Source organism: Streptomyces sp. RP5T (assembly GCF_003933965.1).
Classification (GTDB): domain Bacteria; phylum Actinomycetota; class Actinomycetes; order Streptomycetales; family Streptomycetaceae; genus Streptomyces.
This window is the reverse complement of sequence record NZ_RSAJ01000222.1, coordinates 1-13,344: the sequence shown is the minus strand read 5'-3', so window position 1 is coordinate 13,344 and position 13,344 is coordinate 1. Positions and strand designations below refer to the sequence as shown.

10 protein-coding genes are annotated in these 13,344 nt (G+C 72.5%); 3 read left to right on the top strand and 7 right to left on the bottom strand.

All coding sequences use genetic code 11. The features are described 5' to 3' along the window. The 5 genes from EHS43_RS22790 to EHS43_RS22770 form a co-directional block, all read right to left on the bottom strand. Positions 1-924, bottom strand: a 924-nt coding sequence (locus EHS43_RS22790; RefSeq protein WP_260470656.1) for a sensor histidine kinase, incomplete at its 3' end; no start/stop codon positions are given. Between the two features lie 62 nt (positions 925-986). Then, positions 987-1,733, bottom strand: a complete 747-nt coding sequence (locus tag EHS43_RS22785) for a DUF998 domain-containing protein (RefSeq protein ID WP_185806364.1) — start codon at positions 1,731-1,733, stop codon at positions 987-989. A 285-nt stretch (positions 1,734-2,018) separates the two neighbouring features. Continuing rightward, a complete protein-coding gene (locus EHS43_RS22780) occupies positions 2,019-2,822 on the bottom strand; it encodes a class I SAM-dependent methyltransferase (protein ID WP_125192625.1) in 804 nt (267 codons plus the stop codon). Between the two features lie 67 nt (positions 2,823-2,889). Next, the gene (locus EHS43_RS22775; protein WP_125192624.1) at positions 2,890-3,813 is read right to left on the bottom strand and encodes a 2-dehydropantoate 2-reductase; all 924 of its coding nucleotides are present in this window, start codon (positions 3,811-3,813) and stop codon (positions 2,890-2,892) included. Positions 3,814-3,882: 69 nt separating this feature from the next. Continuing rightward, on the bottom strand, positions 3,883-4,452 hold the full coding sequence (locus EHS43_RS22770) for a TetR/AcrR family transcriptional regulator (RefSeq protein ID WP_125192623.1): 570 nt from the start codon (positions 4,450-4,452) through the stop codon (positions 3,883-3,885). Positions 4,453-4,532: 80 nt separating this feature from the next. Here EHS43_RS22770 and EHS43_RS22765 point away from each other — a divergent pair, with 80 nt between their 5' ends. Both EHS43_RS22765 and EHS43_RS22760 read left to right on the top strand, forming a co-directional pair. After that, positions 4,533-5,474 (top strand): NmrA family NAD(P)-binding protein, encoded by a 942-nt coding sequence (locus tag EHS43_RS22765; protein WP_125192622.1) that lies wholly within the window; start codon positions 4,533-4,535, stop codon positions 5,472-5,474. A 120-nt stretch (positions 5,475-5,594) separates the two neighbouring features. Then, positions 5,595-6,398, top strand: a complete 804-nt coding sequence (locus tag EHS43_RS22760) for an SDR family oxidoreductase (protein ID WP_125192621.1) — start codon at positions 5,595-5,597, stop codon at positions 6,396-6,398. 41 nt (positions 6,399-6,439) lie between these two features. On the opposite strand, the gene eccB is transcribed toward EHS43_RS22760, so the two are convergent. Together eccB and eccD are read right to left on the bottom strand one after the other, a co-directional pair. Then, on the bottom strand, positions 6,440-7,918 hold the full coding sequence (gene eccB, locus EHS43_RS22755; protein ID WP_125192620.1) for a type VII secretion protein EccB: 1,479 nt from the start codon (positions 7,916-7,918) through the stop codon (positions 6,440-6,442). Positions 7,919-7,934: 16 nt separating this feature from the next. Then, positions 7,935-9,347: a type VII secretion integral membrane protein EccD gene (eccD, locus tag EHS43_RS22750; protein ID WP_125192619.1), complete on the bottom strand. Its 1,413-nt coding sequence runs from the start codon at positions 9,345-9,347 to the stop codon at positions 7,935-7,937. Positions 9,348-9,500: 153 nt separating this feature from the next. On the opposite strand from eccD, the gene eccCa reads away from it, so the two are divergent. Further along, positions 9,501-13,344: type VII secretion protein EccCa (gene eccCa / locus EHS43_RS22745; RefSeq protein WP_125192628.1), on the top strand; the 3,844-nt coding region annotated here is incomplete at its 3' end.

Genomic DNA, 13,344 nt, shown 5'->3' with positions numbered 1-13,344 from the left:
GCCGGTGGCGTAGCGCGCCGCGTTCGTCAGGGCCTCCTGTACGGCCCGGTAGACCGCGTGGTCGGCCGCCGGCGAGAGCCTGCCCTCCTTGCCGGCGACCCGCATGCGGACCGTGCCGGGGTAGCGCTCGACCAGGGCCGCGAGGCCGTCCACACCGCGCTGCGGAGCACCGCGCAGCGCCCCCACCGCAGCCCGGACCTCCTGCACCCCGTCCCGCGCGAGATCAGCGGCCCGGTCGAGCGGCCCCGTCAAGGACTCACCGGCCCCCTCGCCGGCGGCGACCGCCCTCAGGGCCTGGAGTTGCATCGACAGGGCGGCGAGACTGTGCGCCAGCACGTCGTGCATCTCCCGGACGATACGGGCCCGCTCCTCCAAGGCCGCCGCCTCGCTCTGCGCCTGGCGCGACGCCTCCACCTCGGCCAGCAGCGCCATCGCACGGTTGCGTTCGGCCTCCAGCGCGGCGTGCTCCACGAACCGGTCGGCCAGGATCCATGCGGCGACGCCCGCCAGCAGGCCGGCCGCACTGCGCGTGATCAGCATGATCAGCACGCCGAACCCGGTGGCCACCGTGGCGATCACCGCTGTCCGCGCCCGGCCGGGAGCCATCCGGGTGGGAAGGAAAGCAGTACCGAACAAAATGGCCACCTCGCCCAGCCCCGCAGGTGCCAAGGCGGTGATGGCGAATCCCATGACGATGGTGAGGGACAGACCCGCGACCGCCCACCGTGCCGAGGAGGCGCGCTGACCGAGCAACGTACCCGCCACGGCCACCGCCCCGAGCACGCCCACGATCACCTTTCCCCCGGTGCCGGAAGCCGCAGGCACGGACACGACGACGCTGATGAGCATGGCCACCGCGCCCACCAGCCCACGGCGCTCCCGGAGCTTCTCGTGGTGCCGGATGGTGGCGGCGGGGTGGTTCACCGTTGTTCCTTCTCCCGGAGGGGGACACACAGGCCGGCATTGCGAGTGGTGAGCCCAAGATCTCATGAGGCCCTCGCCGCCGCTGAACCCTTGCGCGTGACCGCCGCCCAGGCGGTCCCCACTCCCGCCACGGTCAGCCAGGCGGCCTGCGGCCAGATACCGATGCGCTCCCAGACGCCGAGGCCGACGTGCAGGAGCGACCCGGAACCGGCGGCCAGACCAGTGGCCGTGATGCCGACGACGGCGGTGACGAACACCAGGATGCTCAGCACCCCGCCCGGGATGTCACCGCGGCGCAGACGCCGAAACCCGATGACAGCCATACCCGCACCTCCGATTACCGTGTGGATGAGGGCGCCCATCGCATGGATCGTCAGATTCGTGTCCTCCGGCCACACACCGACCAGGACGGTGCCCAAGCCGCCTACGGCCAGCAGGACATTCCCTGTCAGACGTCCACGCTCGGCGGTCAGAAGCGCTCCCACGGCCCAGGTCACACCCCACAGGACGATCGACACGTTCATCACCGAATGCGCCGGCGAGCAGACGTAGGGACCTGTGCCGGACGGGAATCGGGCACAGTGCACGGCCCCGAGGTCGCTGATGAAGTTCCTGCTCAGCGAGTACGGCGTCCGCCATCCCGCCGTCACGGCGGCCTGCACGAGGAACCACTGAAAGGAAGAGAACAGCAAGAACGCCCCGACGAGCCGGCGCCCGCTGACGACACCGCCGTGCCCTGCCCCCTGGAGACCAGCCGTGGAGGGCCGGGTGCCCTCGACGTGCGGAACGGACGTAGGTGAAACAGTCATGGGTGCACCTTCTTCTGGCATGCGGGATCGCCGTGCTCGGGAAACTCGTGGAGAGGGGCGAACACCGCAGGTAACTGGCGGGAACACACCCCATCCTGCGCGGCCTGCCGTCAGCGGGCGTCGCACCGCAGGTCGAGAACAGGTGGACATCACGGCCGCTCAGCAGTGCCCGTCTCCACCCCTGGGTGGAGCGATGACGGGCCGAGGGGCGGTGGGTCACGGTGTGCCGGCAGCCGCCCCCGGACGTATTTCGCGTCCGTTCCCGACGGCGTGCGGCGAGCGGGCTCACACCGGCTTGCGGGCCGTCAGCAGATACGAGACGAAGGGCACCTTGACCCCTTCGGAAGTCCGGTAGCCGCTGAGGCCGTCGGTGATGGCCTGGGCGATCGCGGGGATCGCGTCGGGGGCCCTGCGCGCGATCTCGGCCCCGAAAGGAAGAGCCGTGAGGTGCGCGGCGGCGAAGCCGGGCAACGGCGGCAACACGACTTCAGCGGCGACCTCCCCCACCCCGGAGTCGACAAGGCCCGCAGCCTCCGCGGCGGAGAGGAAGTGCTCCCTTGTCATGGCGAAGGCAGCGGGCGGGCCGGATTCGTCGTTCGGGCCGGGGGCAGTGGCCCTCACCGCCTGGCCCTGCGCCTCGTGATAGGGAGAGCGCTCACGGGCTGCCCACGCTGTGGCGGCGAACCGTCCGCCCGGGCGCAGGACGCGGGCGACCTCCATCAAGGCCGCGCGCAGGTCGGGGAAGAACTGGATTCCCTGCTGGCAGACCACGACATCGAACTCGGCGCCGCCGAGAGGAATCGCGTCCGCGGGCGCGCGGACCAGAGTGGTCGTCGGAGGGAGGCGACGCGTGGCGACGTCGAGCATGGCCTGGTTGACGTCCGCCCCCACCACCCGGCCGCTCTCCCCGGCGCGCATGGCGGCGGCGCGCGTCATATAGCCCGTTCCGCAGGCCAGGTCGAGGACGGAATCGCCCTCGCCGACGTGGTCCGCCAGGGCTGCGACGAAGGGCGCCATCAGGGGGTGGGAGTGGGCGTCGTACCTCTCGGCGGCGTCACCCGTCAGCTGAAACCGCAGCCCGTGTTCCATGGGACGTCCTCGCTGTTGGGTGCAGGGTCATCGGTGCCGTTCGCGGCCGTCGCGGCCTGGCAGAGCGTCAGGCGAGGCCCGCTTCATGGACGCGCAGCCGCACGGCCGCCGCTCGCAGCAGGGGCGTGGACACGCCGTGCTGGGATCCGACCCGGCAGAGCCCGCCGATGATCGGTTCGACCTCGGTGGCCCGGTTGTCACGGAAGTCGCGGTACAGGGAGGTGGCGAACATCGAGCCGGGGGACGTCAGCGTCGCCGTGACATTGCCGAGCGCGTCCTCCCGAGCGGGGTGTCCGGCCGCTTCGAGTACGGAGGCTGTTTCCGCAATGACGTCGTGAATGGCGTCGGTGCCGTCCTTGACCGGATTGATCTGGCCAACGTGGGCGCCGAGCAGCACGGTCGCAGCTCCACCGGCTGCCATGAACAGCCACTTCTCCCACATGTCCTGCTCGATCGTGGTCGAGGCGACCGTCTCGAAATGGGCCGGGGCGAAGGTCTTCGTGATCGCTTCCACCCGCTCGGTGACACGGCCGGACAGTTCCCCGACGGTGATGGTTGCCGCGGGCGTGAGCTGCCGGATGGCGCCGTCGCTGTCCACCTGGGTGGCCACCAGGCACACCCCGCCCAACAAGTGCCGGGCGCCGAAGCGCTCGCCGATGGCGGCGAGGTGGTCGATGCCGTTGAGCAGCGGCACGATGGCGGTGCCGGGGCCGATCGCGGGGGCGACATCGTCCAGGGCGGCGGCGACCGCGGTCGACTTCACGGCCAGCAGCACGACGTCGAAGGGCTCCCGCAGGGACCGAGCGGTGACCGTGGCGACGGGGGTCGTCGTCCGCGTCCCGTCCGGAGCGACGAGGGCGACGCCGTCCGACCGCAGACGTTCGGCGCGCGCTTCGCGCACCAGGAACGTGACGTCGACACCCGCACGGGTGAGCAGCGTTCCGAAATGGCCGCCGACCGCGCCGGCACCGACGACGAGTACACGCATCATGGCAACTTCCAATGTGGTTCCGGAGGTAACGGCAGGGCCTCCGCCGAGGAGGCCAGGAAACGTCCGGCCTCAGGCCAGCAAGGGGCCGAGTTCCGCGATCACGTCGTCGAGTGGCCGAAGGCTGCCCTGGAGCCGGCACATGAGTACGGCGCCTTCCACGGCGGCGATTCCGAGCGTGGCCAGCGACTCGGCCCGGGCCGGCGTGCGGCCCGCTCGCGTGAACGCGTCCACCAGGAGGTCATGCCACCGGGCGAAGACTCCTCTGACGGCCTCCTTCGCCTCCGGGACGAGGTGCTCGTCGTCCACTGCCGCCGCGACGATCGGACAGCCCGCGCGGAATTCCGAGGACGCCAGCCTGGTCTTCCAGAAGTCGGCGAAGGCGGCCAGCGCCTCCTGCGGACCCGCGCCGTCACTCGCGCGCTCCATGGTCTCCCGCATGCGCTCCCCGGCCAGCTCGACCGCTGCCGTGATCAGCTCGTTGCGACCACCGGGGAAGTGGTAGTACACGGATCCGCGCGGCGCTCCGCTGTCGGCGAGGACCGCGTCGAGGGTGACCGCCCCGGCACTCTGCCGCTGGAGCAGCCCGATCGTGCTGTCCAGCATCACCTGCCGCGTCGACTTCTTCGCTCCTGCCCCCATTGGGCTGACCTCCCCATGTTCTGGATTATGTAATATAGCATAATCCTTAGATGTGGTGAGGGACTCGGAAGGGAGTGGCGATGCTCATGCCTGCCGACGGCGACCGTCCGGACGGCCCAGGGCCGGTCCTGGTGACGGGGGCGACCGGACGACACGGCGGCACCGGGAGCCATGCCGCCCGGAACCTCCTCGCGCGCGGCCTGCCCGTACGGGCACTGGTCCGCACGCAGGACGAGCGAGCCGAGCAGCTGGCCTCCTGGGGTGCGGATGTGGTCACCGGCGACTTCGCCGACTACGACAGCCTGCTCAGCGCACTCGACGGAGTGCGCGCCGCGTACTTCTGCCACCCGGTGGGCCCGGGCATCGCCGAAGCCGCCGGGCTGTTCGCGAGTGCCGCACGCGAGACGCACCTGCCCTGGCTGGTCGACCTCTCCCTGGCGGCGTCCAACCCACGCAGCCTCAGCCCGCAGGGCAGGGCACAGTGGGTCGCGGAGCAGGCATTCGAACGGGCCGGCATCGACGGCGTGCACCTGCGCATCGAGGCCTTCTTCCTGGAAAACCTCCTCCAGGTGCACGGCCGACAGATGCGCGAGAAGGGCGTCATCCGCAACGCGTTCGGCGATTTCCCGGTGGCATGGATCGCAGGGGCGGACGTCGGTGCCATGGCCGCCGCGCTCCTCACCGACCGCACGCTCGCCGACGGCCGCACTCTCATCGCCGGCCCCACCTTCCTCATGGCCTACGCGCAAGTCGCCGGCACCATCAGCGAAGTCACCGGGCACCGAGTGGTCTACGAGGAGATCACCGCGGACCAGTGGCGCGGCGAGATGATCGCCGACGCCGAGGCACAGGGCCGGCCGAACCCGCGGGGGGCCGCCCACCTGGCCGCCCAGGCCGTCAGCCTGCGCGCCAAGCCGCCGACCACCCCGCGCGATGACGTCACGCGCCTCACCGGAAGACGCCCGACAGGCCTCGCCGATTTCATCGTCACCCACAGCCACCGGCTGATCGGGCATCCCTGACCCGTCCGCTCCACAGGACCCGGCCCCGGTGCCCGACGCACCAGCCGCTGACGACGGGGCTACTGAGGCAGATGCACAGCGGACTGACAAGAAGCAGACAACGCGAGAGAAGAGGCTTCCATGGCCGCTGTCGACTATCGAGGGCAGACCACACTCATCACCGGAGCCAGCGCGGGCCTGGGAGCGGAGTTCGCCCGGCAACTCGCCGCCCGGGGCTCGGACCTGGTGCTGGTGGCTCGGCGAGAGGACCGGCTGAAGGCGCTGGGCCAGGAACTGTCCGCCGCACATGGCGTCACCGTGACCGCGATCGGGGCCGATCTCAGCCTGCCGCAGGCCGGGCAGACGCTCCTCAAGGAGACGGACCGACTCGGTCTGAAGGTCACGAGCGTGATCAACAACGCAGGATTCGGGACCTACGGCGCGTTCCACGAGGAGAATCCCGACCGGCTCGGCGACGAGATCACGGTGAACGTGGCAAGCGTCGTCAACATCAGCCGGGCGTACATCGGACAGCTGCGGCAGGCCGGCACAGGCATCCTCGTCAACGTCGCCAGCAACGCCGCCTACCAGCCCAACCCACTGCTCGCGGTCTACGGCGCGACGAGGGCATTCGTACTGAACTTCACCGAGGCCCTGTGGTTCGAGTCAGCCGGTACCGGGCTGAAGGTGCTGGCGCTGTCGCCGGGCCCGACGCAAACCGAGTTCTTCGACGTCATCGGCACGACCAACGCCTCGGGCGGCACCAAAGCGCTCCAGACTCCGCAACAGGTCGTACGGAAAGCCTTGCAGACCCTCGACCGGCGCAACCCACCCCCCAGCATCGTCAGCGGTCGCCGCAACCACCTCCTGGCTCTGTCCGTACGCCTGCTCACCCGCCGACGTGCGGCACTCACGGTCGGCGCGATGATGAAAGCGGCCCACTGACGCGGTCAGCCGTGCGGGGGCCACTCTCGGCTGAGGGCAGGTCAGTTCTGTTGCGGTGAGCGGGTGTCGGCGCAGAGAGGGCCCGTGGTGTGTGGTCGGCTCGCTCCGGTTGCCGCCGCGGGGTCCAGGTCCGGGCCCGTCGGCAGCATCGACAGGAGCGGCGCCGGCAGTGACCGTACGGCGGCGTCCGTCTGACCGAGCGCCTCCAGGGCCGCCTTCGACGGGACCCGGTACTTCACGCCGTTGTCGGCTACCAGGTACGTGGTGTCTCCCACCGCCGTCCCGTCCGCGCCCAGCGCCCGCACCACGGCGCCGTGACCCGGCCGTACGACCACGCCGTCCACCCGCAGACAGGCGGGCGCGACCTGGTCGGTGGGGGCCGCCGTGACCGGGCCCAGGTCGGTGACCGGGACCAGCACCGAGGCGACCCGGGTGCCGTCGGTGCCGGGCTCCACCCGGGCGCAGGCCGCCTGCCGCTCGGGCACCGCCAGGGCTCGGGGCGGGGCGGCGGGCAGGCCGTCGGTGCCGGGGGAGCGGCCCTCGGAGCCCGGCGCGAGATGCTGCTTGAGGGTGTCGGCGCCGAGGTCGGCGGCGGTCGGCGAGGCACCCCCGTACGCCTTCTCGCGCGTGGCGGGATCGCCCAGCGCCAGGGCCGCCGCGGTGTCGGTGAGCGGGACCAGGCCCTCCTTGCGCAGCAGGTAGTAGGGGCGTTCGGCGGAGCCCGGCACGCTCACCCGGAAGACCTGGCCGACCCGGCTCGCGGAGCCGCCGAGGACGGGCCCGGCGGAACCGAGGCCCGCCACCTTCGGCGCGGCGAGGTCGGGGCCCTCGACCAGGGCGTCGAGGAAGGCCGCCGACACCGGGCGCGGGGTGACGGTGCCGTAGCCGAGGGAGACGGCCGCGCCGGACTTCGCGTCCAGCCGCAGTCTGCTGCCCTGCCACACCAGGTGCACGGTGCCGTCCGGTCCGGCCACCACCACACCGTCGCCCGGACCGAGCCCGTCGGATGCGGTGGGGCCGCCCGCGACCAGTGCGGTGACCGCCGTACCGTCCTCGTCGAGCGCCGAACACACCTGCCAGGCACCGGAGTCGAGGTCCCCGTCGCCGGGCAGGGCGTCCGGGGCGCCGGGGATGCCGACCGGGGCGCCGACCGGGGTGTCGCCCAGGGAGGCGGTGGAGACGTCCCGCGCCTTGAGCTCCTTGCCGCCGATCAGCCGCGCCGAGGCGTAGTTGCGCACCGGGCGCAGCCGGCCGTCGTAGTAGAGATAGCGGGCGCCGGTCTCCCGGTTGACGACGAGCGTGCCCGGTGTCCGCCAGGAGTCGTCACCGCCGGGCGAGACGAGCCCGTAGACCACGGCCCCGGCCGCCACCAGCACCGCCACCACGATCCCGGTGACCGCGCCCCGGGTGGTGCGCCCGAGGGGGCTCTCCGGGGCGTCCGGGTCGGCGAGCAGCATGCCGGCCGCCAGCCGGTTCATGACGAAGGCGTGTGCCTGTACCTGGTCGCGCTTGGACTGCATGGCTTCCGTCCCCCGCTCAGCCGCTGATCGCCCGCAGCGTGCCGAACACGCCGAGCGTCCACAGGGTCAACGGCAGGACGGCGACGGCGAGTCCGTAGTGCAGCAACTCGGCCGCCCGCCCCCAGTACGGCAGCATGCGCCGGCCCGGCACCGTCCAGGAGGCGATCGCAAGGACGGCGGTCAGGGCGAGCAACGCGGCCAGCAGCAGCGGCCGTTGCCCGGCGCCGACCGCCCCGGCGGCGGTGACGACGAGCAGGCCCGCGCCGAGGACGCCCGGCAGTACCAGGGCCATGCGCTGCGGGACGTTCACCATGCCCCGGCCGTGCAGCAGCAGGAGCAGCGACAGGATGCCCGCGGTGAGGGCCTCGGGCAGGTTCGGGCGCAGCGCCAGCGCCGCCAGACAGCCCGCGCCGACCGCGCCGGTCGCACCGTACAGGGCGGTCATCCAGCCGCTCGCCAGCTCCGTGCGTATCGCCACGTCCCGGCCCCGGTAGGGCTCGATGCCCTCCTGGAGCTGCTGGGCGCTGCCGGGCAGGGCGGGCATCCGCATCCCGGCGAGCCGGAAGGCCAGCGCGGGTACGAACCCGCCGAACAGCACGGCCAGGGCGGCGACCGAGGCCGCCGTGCCGTCGACGGACAGGCCGAAGACGCCGATCGCGGCCCCCGCGAGCGCCGCGCACACCCACACCAGCGCGGTGGCCAGGAACAGGGGGGCGGCCACCGCCGCCACCGCGAGGGCCAGGACCGCGCCGCCCGCGCCCGCGGCACCCGCCGCCAGCAGCCGTGCCCCGACCACCTGCTGCCCGTGCGGGCTGCCCAGGTCGCCGCCCGGCACGAGGAAGCCGGCCAGTGCCAGGAACGGGCCCGCCATGAAGCCGAGCGCCGCTCCGGCGACCCGGTCGCCCACCGCCCGGGACGCCGACGCGGCGCCCGCGAGCAGCAGCAGGCCGCTCACTCCGGCTGCCGTCACCCTGACGGTCGCCGCACCTCCCGGCCAGGCCAGCACCCCGAGGCCGAGGACGAGCGCGGCCACCGCGAGGGTCAGCAGCAGCCTGCGGCCCGCCTCCGGGGTCCAGCCGTGCAGCCGGTCCCGGGTGACGTTGGCGATGCCGTCCACCAGGTCGTCCAGGCGCACCTCCGGCAACGCGGCGTCGTGCGGCCGCAGATGGAGGACCTCGCCGTCCTTCAGGTCGAGGGACTTCAAGGTGCCCTCCTCGTCCAGGGGGCGTTCCCCGAGGCGTTGCAGGACCCAGCCGCCGTGGTCGAGACCGGCCTCCTCGGGGTCGTCCTCCCGGCCCTCGCCCGCGTACCGCAGCAGGGTCGGCAGCAGGTCGGCGACCGGCACGTCCGCCGGCACGGCGAGGTCGATCGTCCGGGCCGGGCCCCGGACGGTGAGGTGGCACAGCTCGGCCACCTGGTGGTCGGTCATCGAATTCTCCTGGCACAGATCCTGCGGGGCTCCCCATCCGTAATACGGAGTGACACCCCTCCCGCGTTCTCGCCGACCGTCCTGCCTGCCCGAGGAGCCCCTCCGTTGAGCGTCGTCCTGTTCCGCCGACCCGCCCGCCGCCGCGGTCCCGAGATGCCCGAAGGGGAGCTGACCCTCCAGGAGCCGCCCACGCTCCCGGAGACCGTGCCGGACACCTCCGCCGTGTGGACCTACCTGCCGATGGCGATGATGTCCGTCTCGATGATGCTGGTGTTCATCCGGCCCGGCGGCACCAGCAGCGTCTTCAGCTACCTCGCGCTCGGCATGATGGTGCTGGCCTCCGGCGCCATGATGGTCGGCCAGGTGATGCGCAAGAGCGGCGAGCGCAAGCAGCGGCTGCACGGCGAACGCCGGGACTACCTGCGCTACTTGACCCAGACCCGCGCCAAGGTCCAGCGGGCCGTCATCGAGCAGCAGCAGGCCCTCGCCTGGCGGCACCCCGCGCCGGTCGCGCTGCGCTCCCTGGTGCGCACCACCCGGCTGTGGGAACGGCGGCCCAAGGACGACGACTTCGGCGAGGTCCGCATCGCGGTCGGCGAGCAACAGCTGTCGATGCGGCTCAGCCCCCTGTCCACCAAGCCGGTCGAGGACCTGGAGCCGCTGTCCGCGCACGCGCTGCGCCGGTTCGTGCGCGCCTACAGCACGGTCCCCGACCAGCCGATCGGCCTGTATCTGCGGTCCTGGTCACGGGTGTTGCTGCGGGGCGACGAGGACGCCGTACGCTCGCTCGTGCGGGCCGCGCTGTGCCAGCTCGCGATGTTCCACGCCCCCGAGGACCTGTGGATCGCGCTGTGCGTCTCCGACGAGCGCCGCGGCGAGTGGGAGTGGGCCAAGTGGCTGCCCCACAACCTGCATCCGCAGGAGCGGGACGGCGCCGGGCCCGCGCGGATGGTGGCCTCCGTCTTCGCCGACCTGGAGGAACTGCTGGGCGCGGAGTTCGCCGAGCGGGCCGCCTTCGACCCCGACGAACTCCCGGGCCGAGACGAGCCGTTCACCGTGATCGTGCTGGACGGCGTGACGGTGCCGGCCGGTCACCGGCTGGACGGGCCGGGGGCCCGCAACACCGTCGTCCTCGACCTGTCCGGGGCGCTCAGCTGGCGGCCCGGACGGACCACCCTGCGTCTGGACGTGCGGCCCGGTTCGGTCCGGCTGGTGCGCACCGACCGCAGCCGCAAGGAGCAGTCCACCGCGCTGGGCCGGCCCGACGCGGTGGGGCGGTCCGAGGCCGAGGCACTGGCCCGGCTGCTGGCGCCGTACCGGATGAGCCTGAGCGCGGACGCGGCCGAACCGCTCTCCAGTGATGTGCAGTTGACCGCCCTGCTCGGCATCCCCGACCTGTACCGGCACGACCCGGCGGCCCTGTGGCGGCGCTCCACCGGGGCGGCCCGGCTGCGGGTGCCGGTCGCGGTGGGCGCCGACGGGCGGCCCGTCGAACTGGACATCAAGGAGTCCGCGCAGGGCGGCATGGGACCGCACGGCATGCTCATCGGGGCCACCGGGTCCGGCAAGAGCGAACTGCTGCGCACGCTGGTGCTGGGGCTGGCCCTGACGAACTCCTCCGAGACCCTGAACTTCGTGCTCGTCGACTTCAAGGGCGGGGCCACCTTCCTCGGCCTCGACGGGCTGCCGCACACCTCCGCCGTCATCACCAACCTCGCCGACGAAGTCGCCCTCGTGGAGCGCATGCAGGACGCCCTGCATGGTGAACTCATCCGCCGCCAGGAGCTGTTGAGGGCCGCCGGCAACTACAGCTCGGCCCTGGAGTACGAGAAGGCACGGGCGGCCGGAACCCCCCTCGAACCGCTCCCCAGCCTCTTCGTGGTCGTCGACGAGTTCAGCGAACTGCTGGCCGCCCACCGCGAGTTCATGGACCTGTTCGTGATGATCGGACGGCTCGGGCGGTCGCTGGGGGTGCATCTGCTGCTGGCCTCGCAGCGGCTCGACGAGGGGCGCATGCACGCGCTGGAGAGTCACCTGTCGTACCGCATCGGGCTGCGCACCTTCTCCGCCATGGAGAGCCGCGGCGTGCTCGGCGTGCCGGACGCCTACCAGCTGCCCTCGCAGCCCGGCGCCGGGTTCCTCAAGAGCGGGGTGGAGGCGCTGACCCGGTTCAGGGCGGCCTACGTGTCCGGGCCCTACCGGCAGCGGCGCGGCGGGGTCGCGCAGTCCAGGGTGGCGAGCCAGATCGTGCCGTGGACCGCGGGGTGGGTGGTGCCGAGAGCCGTCGCACCGGCCGCACCCGTCGTCACCCCGGACGAGGAGTCCACGGACACCCTGCTGTCCGTCGCCCTCGACCGGCTGCGGGACTCCGGGCCACCGGCCCACGAGGTGTGGCTGCCGCCGCTGGGGGCGCCGTCGACACTGGACGAACTCCTGCCCGGCATCGCCGAGGATCCCGAACGCGGGCTCACCGCCGCCGCATGGCCGGGAGCCGGACGCCTGCGGGTCCCCGTCGGACTCGTCGACAAGCCCTTCGAACAGCGGCGGGATCCGCTGGTGGTCGACCTGTCCGGGGCCGGCGGGCACGTGGCCGTCGCGGGCGGTTCGCAGAGCGGCAAGTCCACGGTGGTGCGGACGCTGATGGCCGCGCTCGCGCTCACCCACACCCCGCGCGAAGTCCAGTTCTACTGCCTGGACTTCGGGGGCGGCTCGCTGGCCGCGCTCGCCGGACTGCCGCATGTCGCCGGGGTCGCCAGCCGATTGGACAGCGAGCGGATCAGCCGCACGGTGGCCGAGGTGACCACGCTGCTCGCCGATCGGGAGCGGTTCTTCCTCGACAACGGGATCGACTCCATGGCCGCCTACCGACGACGGCGTGCGCAGGGGGAGTTCGCCGATCAGCCGCACGGCGACGTCTTCCTCGTCGTCGACGGCTGGTCCACGGTCCGTCAGGACCACGACACCCACGTGGCCACCTTCAACCAGATCGCCGCGCGCGGGCTCAACTACGGCGTGCACCTCGTGGTGACCACCGCCCGCTGGGTGGAGCTGTCCGCGCAGATCCGCGACCAGGCGGCCACCCGGCTGGAACTGCGGCTCGGCGACACGATGGACTCCGTCGTGGACATCCGTAAGGCGGCCTCCGTGCCGAGGACCGGCGGTCGGGGGCTGACGTCGGACGGCAAGCTGCACTTCCTCGCCGCACTGCCGCGCATCGACGGCAGCCAGGGCACCGACGACCTCGCCGAGGGGGTCGCCGACCTGGTGGAACGGATCACCGGCGCCTGGTCCGGGCCGGGGGCGCCGGCCGTGCGGATGCTGCCGCACCGGTTGCCGCTGTCCGCCCTGCCGGAGCCGGAACTCGACGGCGGGCTGCGGATCGCGCTGGGCCTCGACGAGGAGCAGCTCGCACCGGTCTGGCACGACTTCTCGCGCACGCCCCACCTGGTGGCCGTCGGTGACACCGAGAGCGGCAAGACCAACCTGCTGCGGCTGGTGGCGCGGGCGGTGACCTCCCGGTACACGGCCGCGGAGGCCCGGGTGCTGGTCGTGGACTACCGGCGCGAACTGGTGGACGCGGTGCCGCCGGAGTACCAGCTCGGCCACGCGGTGTCCGTGGACTCCCTGAGAGAGCTGGTGGCGGGGTCGGCGCGGGCGCTGAAGACCCGGGCGCCGGGACCCGACATCACGCCCGCGCGGATGCGGCGGGCCGACTGGTGGAAGGGGCCGCGGCTGTTCGTCCTCGTCGACGACTACGACATGATCGGCGGCGGCAACGCCTTCGACCACCCCTTCGCCCCGCTCTTCGACCACCTGGCACTGGGCCACGAGGTCGGCCTGCACGTGGTGGCGGTCCGCTCGGCCACGGGGGCGGGGCGCGGTCTCAACGACCAGTTGCTGCGGCGCCTGGACGAGGTGAACACCCCGGGCCTGCTGCTGTCCTGCCCGCCGTCGGAGGGGTACGTCTTCGGCTCCGTCAAGCCGCGCAACCTGCCGC

Excerpts from the sequence above, each read along its gene's own strand:
- EHS43_RS22785 (WP_185806364.1), bottom strand. The coding sequence starts at position 1,733 with ATGACTGTTTCACCTACGTCCGTTCCGCACGTCGAGGGCACCCGGCCC.
- EHS43_RS22780 (WP_125192625.1), bottom strand. The coding sequence starts at position 2,822 with ATGGAACACGGGCTGCGGTTTCAGCTGACGGGTGACGCCGCCGAGAGG.
- EHS43_RS22775 (WP_125192624.1), bottom strand. The coding sequence starts at position 3,813 with ATGATGCGTGTACTCGTCGTCGGTGCCGGCGCGGTCGGCGGCCATTTC.
- EHS43_RS22770 (WP_125192623.1), bottom strand. The coding sequence starts at position 4,452 with ATGGGGGCAGGAGCGAAGAAGTCGACGCGGCAGGTGATGCTGGACAGC.
- EHS43_RS22765 (WP_125192622.1), top strand. The coding sequence starts at position 4,533 with ATGCTCATGCCTGCCGACGGCGACCGTCCGGACGGCCCAGGGCCGGTC.
- EHS43_RS22760 (WP_125192621.1), top strand. The coding sequence starts at position 5,595 with ATGGCCGCTGTCGACTATCGAGGGCAGACCACACTCATCACCGGAGCC.
- eccB (WP_125192620.1), bottom strand. The coding sequence starts at position 7,918 with ATGCAGTCCAAGCGCGACCAGGTACAGGCACACGCCTTCGTCATGAAC.
- eccD (WP_125192619.1), bottom strand. The coding sequence starts at position 9,347 with ATGACCGACCACCAGGTGGCCGAGCTGTGCCACCTCACCGTCCGGGGC.